This is a genomic window from Pseudoxanthomonas sp. J31 (genome assembly GCF_000510725.1).
GTDB lineage: Bacteria > Pseudomonadota > Gammaproteobacteria > Xanthomonadales > Xanthomonadaceae > Pseudoxanthomonas.
In genome coordinates this window covers 135,034-147,541 of sequence record NZ_AZNZ01000008.1, presented here as the reverse complement: position 1 = coordinate 147,541, position 12,508 = coordinate 135,034, and the positions used below count along the sequence as shown (strand labels likewise).

The following is a 12,508-nucleotide window of genomic DNA, read 5'->3' as shown; positions in this document are numbered from 1 at the left end:
CCCATGGAACAGAGCCCTCGGCTGGTCGTCGATTCGAAGTGTTCGCATGGCGAAGGCGTGCTCTGGTGCGCCCAGCGCCAGGCCGTGCTGTGGGTCGACATCCATGGCCGGCGCCTGTGGCTGCACCGTCCCGGCGACGGGCTGACCCGCCACTGGGACCTGCCCGACCGCCCCGGCTGCATCGGCCTGGGCCAGGGCAACTCCGTGCTGCTGGTGCTGGCCAGCGCGCTGTACCGCGCTGAAGTGGACGCCGACGCCCCCGGGCCGCTGCAGCTGCGGCACCTGACCGACATCGAGCCGGCCCTGCCCGGCCACCGCAGCAACGACGGCCGCGCCGACCGCCACGGCAACTTCGTGTTCGGCACGATGAACGAGAACCCTGGGCACGCGCCCACCGGCGCCATGTACCAGTACTCGGCGGCCCACGGCCTGCGCCGGTTGCCGCTGGGCGGCATCGGCATCCCCAACTCGATCTGCTTCGCGCACGACGGCCGCACCCTGTACTGGTGCGATACGCAGGCCGGCAGCATCCTCCAGGCCGGGTACGACCCCGACACCGCGCAGGTGGGCGCGCCCTCGCCGGTGGTTGCCGCCGGCGCCGCCGCCGGCTCGCCGGACGGCTCCTGCATCGACGCCGAGGGCCGGATCTGGAACGCGCGCTGGGGCGGCGCCCGCGTGGTCCGCTTCGCCCCCGGCGGCGGGATCGAACGCGAGATCCGGCTGCCGGTGCCGCAGCCCTCGTGCTGCGCGTTTGGCGGCCCCGGGCTGGACACGCTGTACGTGATTACCTCGCCCGAGGGCCTGGACCCCGCCGCGCTGGCGCAGGCGCCCGGCTCCGGCGGCCTGTACGCCCTGGAGCTCGGCCGCCCGCTCGGCCTGCCGGAAAGCCGGGTGGAGCTGCCTGCTTGATCGCGGTCGACTGGGGCGGGAGCAACCTGCGCGCGTATCGCCTCGACGACCATGGCCGGGTGCTGGGGCAGCGCCGCGGCGAGGTCGGCGCACTGGCCTGCGACGGCCAGCACGCGCAGACCCTGGCCGGCGTGATCGGCGACTGGGACGATCCGCTGGTCCTGCTGTGCGGCATGGTCGGCGCGCGCGGCGGCTGGATCGAGGTGCCCTACGTGCCCTGCCCCGCCGGCATCGCGACCCTGGCCGCGGGCATGGTCGAGCTGGGCACTCACGCCGGCGACGCCTTGCGCGGCCGCCGGCTGTGGTGCGTGCCAGGCATGGCCGACCATCGCGGCGCCGCCGCCGACGTGATGCGCGGCGAGGAAACCCAGGTCGCCGGCCTGCTCGCGCAGCTGGGCCCCGGCCGCCACGACGTCTGCCTGCCCGGCACCCACAGCAAGTGGGTGCGGGTCGAGGACGGCGCCATCACCGGCATTTCCACCGCGCTGACCGGCGAGCTTTACGGCCTGCTGCGCCGGCACAGCATCCTCGCGCGCAGCATGCCGGCGACCGAACCGCCGCTGGACCCGGCCGCGTTCGACGCCGGCCTGGCCGCGGCGCGCGCCGGCGGCGGCCTGCTGCACGACCTGTTCGGCGTGCGCACCGCGGCCCTGTTCGCGCGCTTCGAGGCCGAGGCCCTGCCCTCTTACCTCTCCGGGCTACTGGTCGGCCACGAACTGCAGCCGGCCCTGGCCGGCGCCGCGGACGGCCCGGCGCACCTGGTCGGCAGCGATGCGCTGCTGGAACGCTACGCCCGCGCCCTGTCCGCGCACGGCCGCACCGTGCAGCGCCACCGCGAGGACCTGGCCGCGCTGGGCCTTTACCGCCTGGCCCGCGCGCGCTTCGGCTGAGCCCCGGCGCGACGCGCCCACCCCCGCTGGATTAGAATGGCGCGTTTCCTGAAGCTTCCATTGGTCCACCCATGCCTTTCGTCGTCACCGAGAACTGCATCAAGTGCAAGTACACCGACTGCGTGGAGGTGTGCCCGGTGGACTGTTTCCACGAAGGCCCGAACTTCCTGGTGATCGACCCGGACGAGTGCATCGACTGCACCCTGTGCGAGCCGGAATGCCCCGCCAACGCGATCTTCCCCGAGGATGACGTGCCGGCCGGCCAGGAAGGCTTCGTCGCGCTCAATGCCGAACTGTCCAAGGCCTGGCCGGTGATCACCGTGCGCAAGGAACCGCTGCCGGATGCCGCCGAGTGGGACGGCAAGCCGGACAAGCTCAAGCTGCTGGAGCGCTGAGGCGCTTGCCGGCCGCGCCGGCGGCGCGGCCCACGACATCGCGATGCCGCCGGCCATGCACCACGCCGGCCGCCAGGGCTTCCTGCAGGAAGAAACGTCCGCCCCCGTGCAGAGGGCGGCATCCGCGCCGGAAACGCCATGCGCCCGCTTTGCCGGCGCGCGCCCTGGCGTCGCCGCGACGCAGGCCCGGGGGCCAGAGGCTTCCCGCGCGGCGCGGAAACGCCGTGGCCCGCGCCGCGACCGGCGCGGGCCACGTGATACGGCAATCAGCGGGCCAGCGTGGCCTGCAGCGAGGCGATCACCTGGACCGCCGCCGGGCTGGTGGCGGCCACGCCGCGCGGATCGACCGCCGACACGTACGCGCCGCCGCGTACCGCGGCCACGCGCACCAGGAAGCTCTCGCCCTGGTAGCTGACGTCGTAGCTGCCCAGCAGCTGGGCGCGGTTGCTGATGCTCAGGCCCTCGATCGCTTCCAGGGCGGCACCGACGCGTTCGAACACCTGGTCGCGCTGGCCGCCGGCGACGGTGAAGCCGCTCTGCGAATCGGCCGGCGCGGCCGGCAGCTGCGCCGGGCTGCCGCCCGGCGACGGCACCGCCATGGCGCCGGAGGTATCCGGCAGGTCCAGGTCCGGCGGCACTTCCAGCGGGCGCTGCTCGGCGTTGAGCGCGTAGTCGCCGCGCGGCCCCTTGCGGAAGACCTTGCAGCCGCCCAGCGAGGCAACCACGGTGACGCCCAGCAGCAGAGCCGCGGAAATGCGCACGAAACGTGAGGAACGGGACATCGGCAATGCTCTCCGGATGGGTCTTGGTCAGGCCGCCAGCGTAGTGCAGCGGCAGTGTGCTTCGAGTTCGGCGGCCAGTGCGGCCATGCGCGCGGCCTCGTCGTGGTGCCGTTCAGACAGCGGCAGCAGCGGCAGGCGCAGGCCCTGCCCGTAGCCGGCGGCGCGCAGCAGGGCCTTGACCGGGATCGGGTTGGGCTCGATCCCGCAGAAGGCATGCAGCGGCGCCAGCCGCGCATCCCAGTCGGCGGCCGCGCCAGGGTCGCCGGCCCGGGCCAGGTCGCACAGGCGACGGTAGGCGGCCGGGGCAATGTTGGAACCGACCGAGACCAGGCCATGCGCGCCGGACAGCATGGCCCGCGCGGCGCTGCCGTCGTCGCCGCTGAGCACGGTGAAGTGCGCGCCGGACAGCGCGACCAGGGCCTGGATGCGGGCCGGATCGGCCACCGCTTCCTTGATCGCCACGATGTTCTCGTGCCCGGCCAGTTCGGCCACCGTTTCCGCCAGCAGGTCGCAGGCAGTGCGCGCGGGCACGTTGTACAGGACCAGCGGCAGCCCGCCCTGCCCGGCCACCGCACGGTAATGCGCGAGCAGCCCGGCCTGGGTGGCGCGCACGTAGGGGGGCGTCACCACCAGGGCCGCATCCACCCCGGCCGCCGCGGCGCGGCGGGTGCGGGCGATGGTCGCGGCGGTGCCGGACTGGCCGGTGCCGGCGATGACCGGCACGCGCCCGGCCACGGTTTCCACGGCCACCTGCAGCAGGGCGTCGTACTCGGCGTCGTCGAGCATCGCCGCCTCGCCGGTGGAGCCGGCCACGACCAGGCCCTGCGCGCCCGCGGCCAGCTGCCACTGCAGCAGCCGGCGCCAGGCGTCGAAATCGATGGCGCCGTTGCCGTCGAAGGGGGTGGCAAGCGCGGTGATCAGGCCGGTGGGGTGCAAGCCGGTTTCGCTCTGGATTCTGCGGCGCAAGCGCATGTCGCGGGGCCGCCTGAAGGAGGCCCGATCATACTTGCGGCCTCAAAGCACGGGCAAGTATGCTGGCCCGGCGGCGCGCCCCCTGTCGGCGCGCCTTCCAGCATGTGAAAACACCCGCGGAAGCCTCCTTGACCGACACCCCACAGCGGCCTTCGCCGAACGAAAACCACCTCCTGATCAACGCCTACACGACGCATCCGGAGTCCCCGCTGCTGCCGGTGACCCGCCGGATCGCCGACAGCGGCTGCAACCTGGTCGATGCCCGCCTGGCCACCGTCGGCCGCGACGTGTCGATGACCGCGCTGGCGGTGGGCTCGTGGGACGCGGTGGCGAAGCTGGAGGCGATGCTCGGCCGGCTGGAGCGGGAGGAAGGGCTCAAGCTCAACTGGTACCGCACCGCTGCCAAGCAGGTGCAGTCCAACCTGCTGCCCTACATCGTGGAAGTGGTGGCCGCCGACAAGCCGGGCATCCTGTTCCAGCTGGCGGACTTCTTCGACCGCCAGGGCATCACCATCGAGAACCTGCAGAGCACCCGCTACCGCGCCATGCAGACCGGCGCGGAGATGTTCTCGGCGCAAGTCACCATCGGCGTGCCGGCGAACATGCACATCGCCGCGCTGCGCGACGACTTCCTCGAGTTCTGCGACCACCTGAACCTCGACGCGATCATGGATCCGATGAAGTTCTGAGGGGCACGAACGGCACGATGAAACCCGCCAAGCTCGACCGCGCCACCCTCAAGCTGCCGCTGGCCCTGTCCGGCGGCGGCAGCGCCACCCTCGCCGACTACGCCGGCCGCTGGCTGGTGCTGTACTTCTACCCGAAGGACAGCACCCCCGGCTGCACCACCGAGGGCCTGGACTTCAACGCCCTGCTGCCGCAGTTCCGGGAGCTGGGGGCGGACGTGCTGGGCGTGTCGCGCGACTCGGTGAAGTCGCACGACAACTTCTGCGCGAAGCAGGGCTTCCGGTTCCCGCTGGTCAGCGACGGCGACGAGGCGCTGTGCCGCGCCTTCGACGTGATCCACGAGAAGAACATGTACGGGCGCAAGGTCATGGGCGTGGTGCGCAGCACCTTCCTGATCTCGCCCGACCACCGCATCGCGCGGGAATGGCGCGGGGTCAAGGTCCCCGGCCACGCCCAGGCGGTGCTGGACGCACTGAAGGCCGAAACCGGCAAGTGACCCGCCCATCCTTCCATGCCGACCGTCGCCCTGCCCCGCAGGCCGCGACGGCTCGCCCCTGTCCGGCGTCCGGCCCCGGCCGGTCCGCCACCCTCGCCCGTTCCGCACCAGCCACCAGGAACCCACGATGACCCGAGGCAAGCGCATCTACGTGCTGGACACCAACGTGCTGATGCACGATCCCACCGCGCTGTTCAAGTTCGAGGAGCACGACATCTACCTGCCGATGCAGGTCATCGAGGAGCTGGACAACGCCAAGAAGGGCACCTCCGAGGCCAGCCGCAACGCGCGCCAGGTCAGCCGCTTCCTCAACGACCTGGTGGAAAGCGCCGGCATGCAGCGCCTGGATGGCGGGGTGCCGCTGAGCCAGCCCAACGGCCTGCAGCTGCGCGGGCGCCATGCCGCCGGCTTGCTGCGCTTCCAGACCAGCCACTTCGAGGCCGGCAAGAGCTTCGGCGCGGTGATCCCGGACAACGCCATCCTCGGCGCGATCCTGGCGCTGAAGGAGGTCACTCCGCCGGAGATCCCGGTGGTGTTCGTGTCCAAGGACATCAACCTGCGGATCAAGGCGGCGATCGCGGGCATCGTGTCGGAGGACTACGAGAACGACCGCGCCCTGGACGACTTCAGCCTGCTGTTCACCGGCGCCACCGAGCTGCCGGCGGACTTCTGGAAGCGCCACTCGGCCGACCTGCGCTCCTGGTCCGACCGCGGCCGCACCTGCTACGAGGTGGAGCTGCGCGAGGACGAGGACTGGTACCCCAACCAGTTCCTGTACCTGCCCGGCGAGGACGAGGTCGAACTGCGCGTGGCCAGTGTCGAAGGCGGCCGCGCGGTGCTGGCCCTGGTGGACGACTACCGCCACGGCCAGCACGCGGTGTGGGGCATCACCGCGCGCAACCGCGAGCAGAACTTCGCGCTCAACGCGCTGATGGACCCCGAGATCGACTTCGTCACCCTGCTCGGCACCGCCGGGACCGGCAAGACCCTGCTGGCGCTCGCCGCCGGCCTGGCCCAGACCATGGACCAGCAGCGCTACCGCGAGATCATCATGACCCGCGCCACGGTCAGCGTCGGCGAGGACATCGGCTTCCTGCCCGGCACCGAGGAGGAAAAGATGACCCCGTGGATGGGCGCGCTGACCGACAACCTGGAAGTGCTGACCCACAACCAGGAAGGCGGCGCCTGGGGCCGCGCCGCGACCAACGACCTGCTCGCCTCGCGGATCAAGATCCGCTCGATGAACTTCATGCGCGGCCGCACCTTCCTCTCGCGCTACCTGATCCTGGACGAGGCGCAGAACCTCACGCCCAAGCAGATGAAGACCCTGATCACCCGTGCCGGCCCCGGCACCAAGATCGTCTGCCTGGGCAACGTCGAGCAGATCGACACCCCGTACCTGACCGAGACCACCTCCGGCCTGACCTACGCCGTGGACCGCTTCAAGGCCTGGCCGCACAGCGCCCACATCACCCTGCGCCGCGGCGAGCGCTCGCGCCTGGCCGATTTCGCCTCCGAGGTGCTCTGAGCCCCCCCTCTCCCCGGGGAGCGGGGACGGGGGAGCCGGGCGCCCGGCAACGCCTTTCCGGCCAGCTCCGGGCAGCGACCAGGTGATGCATGGGACATCACCTGGCAAGCCCCAGGCTTGCATAGGCATGGCTGGAGGGGGACCATTGCATCCATGATCACCGCTGCCCAGATGCGGGCCGCCCGCGCCCTGCTCGGCATCGACCAGCGCCAGCTGGCCGCGCTGGCCGGCGTGTCCCTGCCCACGATCCAGCGCATGGAAGCCAGCGAAGGCACCGTGCGCGGAGTGGTCGGTACCCTGACCAAGGTGGTCAGCGCGCTCAACGCGGCCGGCGTCGAACTGATCGGCGAGGACCAGCCCAGCACGGGCCGGGGGCGTGGCGTGCGCCTCAGGGAGCCGGCCTGATGCCCCGGGAGCCCCGCCGAGCGGCATGAACACGCGGCTGCCACGCTGGGTCTGGGTCGGCGCGATCACCCTCGCCGGGATTGCCGGCATGGTGAATGCGGTCGGCTTCCTCGGTTTCGAGCACCTGGCCGTCAGCCACGTCACCGGCACCACCACCCAGCTGGGCACGGCGCTGGCGGACGGCAACTGGCGCGGCGTGCGCCACCTGTGGGCGGTGCTGATCGCCTTCAGCCTGGGCGCCATGCTCAGCGGCCTGATCATCCAGGACAGCACCCTGCGCCTGGGCCGGCGCTACGGCGTGGCCTTGGCCCTGGAGGCGGCGCTGCTGCTGGCGGCGATCCCGCTGTTCCTGCGCCAGCAGCTCAACGGCGCGCTGCTGGCGGCGATGGCCTGTGGCCTGCAGAACGCGATGGTGACCACCTACAGCGGCGCGGTGGTGCGCACCACCCACCTGTCGGGCATGTTCACCGACCTGGGCATCGGCCTGGGCCACCTGCTGCGCGGCCTGCCGCTGCCGATGCGCCGGCTGACGCTGAGCGGCCTGATCATCAGCGGCTTCCTGTGCGGCGGTATCCTCGGCACCTGGGGCTTCCGCGCGTTCGGCTACCACGCCCTGGCGATCCCGGCCGCGCTGACCGGCGCAACCGGCATCGGCTACGTGATCTACCGCAACCATGCACTGCGCCTGCTGCGCCAGCCGGGCAGCACGCCCGACGACAGCGGCGCCCCGGAACGGGAACATCGACGGGAGGGGTAATGGACGCCACCCGGCTGCGCACCTACCTGCAGCAGTTCGAACCCAAGCTGTGGACCACCCTGCGCGAGGGTTACACCCTCCAGCACCTGCGCGCGGACGCGCTTGCCGGCCTGACCGTGGCCATCGTCGCCCTGCCGCTGGCCATGGCCCTGGCGATCGCTTCCGGCACCACGCCGGAGAAAGGCCTGCATACGGCGATCATCGCCGGCTTCCTGATCTCGGCCCTCGGCGGCTCGCGGGTGCAGATCGGCGGACCGACCGCGGCCTTCATCCCGGTGGTATTCGTGGTCATCCAGAAATTCGGCTACGGCGGGCTGATCCTGTGCACCCTTCTGGCCGGACTGATGCTCATCGCCGCCGGGCTGCTGCGCCTGGGCACGCTGATGAAATACATGCCGCAGCCGGTGATCACCGGCTTCACGGCCGGCATCGCGGTGAGCATCTTCTCCTCGCAGGTCAAGGATGCGCTGGGCCTGCAGATGGAGGAGGTACCGGCGGAATTCGTCGAGCGCTGGAGCGCCTACGCCCGACACTTCGCCACCACCCAGCCGGCCACCGTGGCCATGACCGTGCTCGGCCTGGTGGTGATCGTCGGCCTGCGTTACTGGAAGCCGAAGTGGCCGGGTTTCCTGGTCGCGCTGCTGGTGTGCACGGCGGCGACCACGCTGTTCGCCCTGCCCACCGATACCATCGGCAGCCGCTTCGGCGAACTGCCCACGGCCCTGCCCGCGTTCGACTTCCCGCGCATCCCCTTCGAGCGCACCTTCGAGCTGCTGCCCAGCGCCTTCACCATCGCCTTCCTGGCCGGCGTCGAGTCGCTGCTGTCGGCGGTGGTGGCCGATGGCATGACCGGCGGCCGCCACCGCTCCAACGGCGAGCTGGTCGCGCAGGGCGTGGCCAACGCAGCCTCGGCGCTGTTCGGCGGCCTGCCGGCCACCGGCGCGCTGGCGCGCACCGCCACCAACATCCGCGCCGGCGCGCGCTCGCCGGTGTCGGGCATGCTGCATGCCGGCTACCTGCTGCTGTTCATGCTGCTGCTGGCGCCGCTGATGCGCTACGTGCCGCTGGCCGCGCTGGCCGCGGTGCTGCTGGTGGTGGCCTGGAACATGAGCGAGTACGAGCACTTCCGCACCACCCTGTCGGCGCCGTGGGGCGACCGCGTGGTGCTGCTGCTGACCTTCCTGCTGACCGTGTTCTTCGACCTGACCGTGGCGATCGAGGCCGGCGTGGTGGTGGCGGCGCTGGTGTTCATGTACCGCATGTCCGAATCGGTCGAGATCAGCTCCGGGGTGCGCATGACCGACGACGACCTGGACGAGGCCGCCGCCCGCGCCCGCGACGAACAGCAGCGCCTGCGCCTGCCGCGCGGCGTGGAGGCCTACCAGATCGGCGGCCCGCTGTTCTTCGGCGCGGCCAACCGCCTGGACAGCCTGCTCGACCAGTTCTTCGAGAAGCCGAAGGTGCTGGTCCTGCGCATGCGCCTGGTGCCGGTGATCGACGCCAGCGGCGTGCACGCGCTGCGCAAGCTGGCCGAGCGCTGCCAGCGCGAGGGCATCGTGCTGATCCTCTCCGGCCTGCGCGACCAGCCCAACCGGGTGGTCGCGCAGATGGGCCTGGACGGCGGTGCCGGCGGCCTGCACCTGGCCTCCAACTTCGACCGCGCGCTGAAGCTGGCGCAGTCCCTGGTGGCTGCGCGCGGCTGAGCCCACGCCGCGCGCCGGGCACGGCACAATGGGCGCATGCAGACCCCATCCGTGATCTCCGCCCTGACCATCGCCGGCTCCGACTCCGGCGGCGGCGCCGGCATCCAGGCCGACCTGAAGGCGTTCGCCGCGCACGGCGTGCACGGCCTGTCGGCGCTGGCCGCGCTGACCGCGCAGCACACCCGCGGCGTGACCGCGGTGCACGTGCCACCGCTGGAATTCCTGCAGGCCCAGATCGATGCCTGCTTCGACGACTTCGACATCCGCGTGGTCAAGCTGGGCATGCTGGCCAACGCCGCCGTGATCGAGGCGGTGGCCGACGCGCTCGAGCGCCACCGCCCGCCACACCTGGTGGTCGATCCGGTGATGGTCGCCACCAGCGGCGCGCGCCTGCTGGAGGAGGACGCGCTGCACGCGCTGCGCACGCGCCTGCTGCCACTGGCCACGGTGATCACGCCCAACCTGCCCGAGGCCGAGCTGCTGCTGGGCCGCAGGATCGCCGACCTCGACGCCATGGCCGGGGCCGCCACCGCGCTGCGCGCGCTTGGCGCCGCGGCGGTGCTGCTCAAGGGCGGCCACCTGCCCGGCAGCGGCGACGTGGTGGACATCCTGGTCGACGCCCAGGGCGAACAGCGCACGGCGCACCCGCGCCTGCAGGGCGAGGCGCACGGTACCGGCTGCACCCTGGCCTCGGCGGTGGCCGCGAACCTGGCCCGCGGCCTGCCGCTGCGCGAGGCCTGCCGCCAGGCCACCGACTACGTGCACGCCGCGCTGCGCGCCGGCTCGCGTCCCGGCCGCGGCGACGTGCTGGTGCTGGACCACTTCGCCGTCCTTCCCGGCCGATGAGCGAACCGACCACGGTCGAACAGGTCCTCGCCGCCGCCGACGGCCACCGCTGGACGCTGGCCCGCGTCGCCCCGCCGCAGCCGCGCGCGCGGCTGCTGTGGCTGCCGGCGCTGGGCGTGGCCGCGCGCCACTACCTGCCATTGGCCGCGGCGCTGGCCGCGCACGGCATCGCCGTGCACCTGCACGAATGGCGCGGCAACGGCAGCAGTTCGCTGCGGCCCTCGCGCGAACGGGACTGGGGCTACGCCGAGCTGCTGAGCCGCGACCTGCCGGCAAGCCTGGACGCGGTGCCCGGCGACGCGCCGCTATGGCTTGGCGGCCACAGCCTCGGCGGCCAGCTGGCCTGCTGCCTGGCCGGGCTGCATCCGCAGCGCATTGCCGGCCTGGCCCTGGTCGCCAGCGGCACGCCGTACTGGCGCAGCTTCCCCGCGCCGCGGCGCTGGCTGCTGCCACTGGCCTACCGCCTGCTACCGTGGCTGGCGCGACGCCAGGGCGTGCTGCACGGACGCCGCCTGGGCTTCGGCGGCACCGAGGCGCGAGGCCTGATCGCCGACTGGGCCGCGGTGGGCCGCAGCGGACGCTACGCCGCCGCCGGCACCACGCTGGACCTGGAAGCCGGCATGGCTGCACTGCAGCTCCCTGTGCAGGCGGTGGTGCTGGCCGACGACTGGCTGGGTCCGGCCTCGTCGCTGCACGGACTGCTGGCGCACCTGCCGCGCGCGCAGGCCGGAATCGTCGTGCTCGACCAGCAACAGCTGCAGGTCCGCGCCGACCATTTCAGCTGGATGCGCAGCCCCGGGACGGTGGCCTCAACCCTCGCGGAAAAAATTTTCGACCAGACGCAAAAAAGGTGTTGACGACCCTGCCCCACCCACGCATAATTTCGCGCCTCAGCAGCGCGCCCGTAGCTCAGCTGGATAGAGTACCTGGCTACGAACCAGGCGGTCGGGAGTTCGAATCTCTCCGGGCGCGCCATTTTTCAAGGACCGTCGACTTTACCGTCGACGGTCTTTTTTTTGCCCCGCGCACCGCATGCAAGCCACGGACCCGCGCGAGGCCTGGTCGACGCGGCACGCGCACACGGGCCACACGCCAGCCACTTCCGCGCAGGCGCCCGTCGATATCCGCGGCACGCGACAAAGCCCGCAGGCCTGGCACGGAAGCAACACCAGTGGCGCAGCCTCCGGAGCGACGACAGCCTGCTGCAAGCAGGCAATCCCCATGTGCGGCCGCCCGCACACGTACGCGCCAGGTCCACCATCGCCGCAGCGCGCACTGGCGACCATGACTGCACAAGGAAGCGTCTGCGGAGCACGGCTCTGGCCGCAACATGCCACCCGCGGCTCGATGCCGGGCATGCGGCCGGCGCGGCGGACAGGCGTCGCGTGCCCCACGGACCGGCACGAGGCCATCGGGAATCCCGCAGCCACAGGACAACAGGCGCACGAAGCGGCCGCGCCGGCGACCCCCGACCAGCCATTGGCCAGTCCATCAACTGGCACCGCTGCGGTCCTTGCGCGAACCCGCGGACATGCGGACCGGTCCAGGGCACCGCCCGCCACGCGATGCCAGCGCAGCGGCAACGGCAGCACGCCACCTCCATGCCTCGCCACCCTCGCGCCCTGCACCTGCACCCCCCGCCCGGCGCCGCCCCTTCCAGCCACCAGCCGGCCCATGGACGGCAGGCGCACGCAGCACACCAGAACCTCGTGGCGCGGTGGAGTGACGGCACAAAGGCGTGACAACGTGGGCAGGCGCGCCGGCACGGCCGGGAGGGCTCACGCCCTGCCATCACCGCCGTGCGTCGCGCCATCCGTCACTGCGGCCATGTCCGCACGCCGGCTGCTCCTTGCTGGCCGGTGTGCACCAGCCGTCGCGGCTGGCCGCGACGCGCAGGATGGATGCATCCGAGCCGCAACCAGGCGCCATGAGGCATTCGGGAAAAGAAAAAGCCCGCGAGCAGGTCGCGGGCTTTCGGGATCTGGCGGAGTGAGAGGGATTCGAACCCTCGATAGAGCTTTTGACCCTATACTCCCTTAGCAGGGGAGCCCCTTCGGCCTCTCGGGCATCACTCCGTTGGAGCCCGCCGCGCTGCACCAGCGCTGCGGGCCGCGCAAGGATACAGCCTGCGCACGTGC

13 protein-coding genes and 2 tRNA genes are annotated in these 12,508 nt (G+C 72.0%); 12 read left to right on the top strand and 3 right to left on the bottom strand.

From position 1 onward, the window contains the following. The first annotated feature begins 3 nt into the window (after window positions 1-3). The 3 genes from PSEJ31_RS0110500 (at window position 4) to fdxA (ending at window position 2,194) form a co-directional block, all read left to right on the top strand. On the top strand, window positions 4-909 hold the full coding sequence (locus tag PSEJ31_RS0110500; protein ID WP_028915424.1) for an SMP-30/gluconolactonase/LRE family protein: 906 nt from the start codon (window positions 4-6) through the stop codon (window positions 907-909). Further along, window positions 906-1,799 (top strand): 2-dehydro-3-deoxygalactonokinase, encoded by an 894-nt coding sequence (locus PSEJ31_RS0110495; RefSeq protein ID WP_028915423.1) that lies wholly within the window; start codon window positions 906-908, stop codon window positions 1,797-1,799. Before PSEJ31_RS0110500 ends, PSEJ31_RS0110495 begins: the two co-directional genes overlap by 4 nt. Window positions 1,800-1,870: 71 nt before the next feature. Further along, on the top strand, window positions 1,871-2,194 hold the full coding sequence (fdxA, locus tag PSEJ31_RS0110490; RefSeq protein WP_019398762.1) for a ferredoxin FdxA: 324 nt from the start codon (window positions 1,871-1,873) through the stop codon (window positions 2,192-2,194). Between the two features lie 266 nt (window positions 2,195-2,460). Here the strand turns inward: fdxA and PSEJ31_RS0110485 are convergent, their stop codons facing one another. Together PSEJ31_RS0110485 and dapA are read right to left on the bottom strand one after the other, a co-directional pair. Continuing rightward, window positions 2,461-2,976 carry a hypothetical protein gene (locus PSEJ31_RS0110485; protein ID WP_019398761.1) on the bottom strand — a complete coding sequence of 172 codons (516 nt, stop codon included), beginning with the start codon at window positions 2,974-2,976 and terminating at the stop codon, window positions 2,461-2,463. Window positions 2,977-3,003: 27 nt separating this feature from the next. Beyond that, window positions 3,004-3,912 (bottom strand): 4-hydroxy-tetrahydrodipicolinate synthase, encoded by a 909-nt coding sequence (gene dapA / locus PSEJ31_RS0110480; RefSeq protein WP_037034999.1) that lies wholly within the window; start codon window positions 3,910-3,912, stop codon window positions 3,004-3,006. A 95-nt stretch (window positions 3,913-4,007) separates the two neighbouring features. On the opposite strand from dapA, the gene PSEJ31_RS0110475 reads away from it, so the two are divergent. The 9 genes from PSEJ31_RS0110475 to PSEJ31_RS0110435 all read left to right on the top strand — a co-directional run bounded on the left by PSEJ31_RS0110475 (window position 4,008) and on the right by PSEJ31_RS0110435 (window position 11,345). After that, complete coding sequence (locus tag PSEJ31_RS0110475) at window positions 4,008-4,637, top strand: glycine cleavage system protein R (RefSeq protein ID WP_026010545.1); 630 nt, start codon at window positions 4,008-4,010, stop codon at window positions 4,635-4,637. A 17-nt stretch (window positions 4,638-4,654) separates the two neighbouring features. Beyond that, complete coding sequence (locus PSEJ31_RS0110470; RefSeq protein WP_028915421.1) at window positions 4,655-5,131, top strand: peroxiredoxin; 477 nt, start codon at window positions 4,655-4,657, stop codon at window positions 5,129-5,131. 127 nt (window positions 5,132-5,258) lie between these two features. Beyond that, the gene (locus tag PSEJ31_RS0110465; RefSeq protein WP_019398757.1) at window positions 5,259-6,659 is read left to right on the top strand and encodes a PhoH family protein; all 1,401 of its coding nucleotides are present in this window, start codon (window positions 5,259-5,261) and stop codon (window positions 6,657-6,659) included. Between the two features lie 153 nt (window positions 6,660-6,812). After that, window positions 6,813-7,064, top strand: coding sequence for a helix-turn-helix transcriptional regulator (locus PSEJ31_RS0110460; RefSeq protein WP_028915420.1), 252 nt, complete (start codon window positions 6,813-6,815; stop codon window positions 7,062-7,064). Between the two features lie 25 nt (window positions 7,065-7,089). Then, on the top strand, window positions 7,090-7,821 hold the full coding sequence (locus tag PSEJ31_RS0110455; protein WP_028915419.1) for a YoaK family protein: 732 nt from the start codon (window positions 7,090-7,092) through the stop codon (window positions 7,819-7,821). Next, entirely contained in the window at window positions 7,821-9,524 is a 1,704-nt protein-coding gene (locus tag PSEJ31_RS0110450; protein ID WP_028915418.1) for a SulP family inorganic anion transporter, read from the top strand. The genes PSEJ31_RS0110455 and PSEJ31_RS0110450 overlap by 1 nt, the downstream gene beginning before the upstream one ends. Window positions 9,525-9,560: 36 nt before the next feature. After that, window positions 9,561-10,370: a bifunctional hydroxymethylpyrimidine kinase/phosphomethylpyrimidine kinase gene (gene thiD / locus PSEJ31_RS0110445; RefSeq protein ID WP_028915417.1), complete on the top strand. Its 810-nt coding sequence runs from the start codon at window positions 9,561-9,563 to the stop codon at window positions 10,368-10,370. Continuing rightward, window positions 10,367-11,227 carry an alpha/beta fold hydrolase gene (locus tag PSEJ31_RS0110440; RefSeq protein ID WP_019398752.1) on the top strand — a complete coding sequence of 287 codons (861 nt, stop codon included), beginning with the start codon at window positions 10,367-10,369 and terminating at the stop codon, window positions 11,225-11,227. The genes thiD and PSEJ31_RS0110440 overlap by 4 nt, the downstream gene beginning before the upstream one ends. Before the next feature lie 41 nt (window positions 11,228-11,268). Beyond that, window positions 11,269-11,345: transfer RNA gene (locus tag PSEJ31_RS0110435), tRNA-Arg, on the top strand. 1,007 nt (window positions 11,346-12,352) lie between these two features. On the opposite strand, the gene PSEJ31_RS0110430 is transcribed toward PSEJ31_RS0110435, so the two are convergent. Beyond that, window positions 12,353-12,445: transfer RNA gene (locus PSEJ31_RS0110430), tRNA-Ser, on the bottom strand. Between the last annotated feature and the right edge of the window lie 63 nt (window positions 12,446-12,508).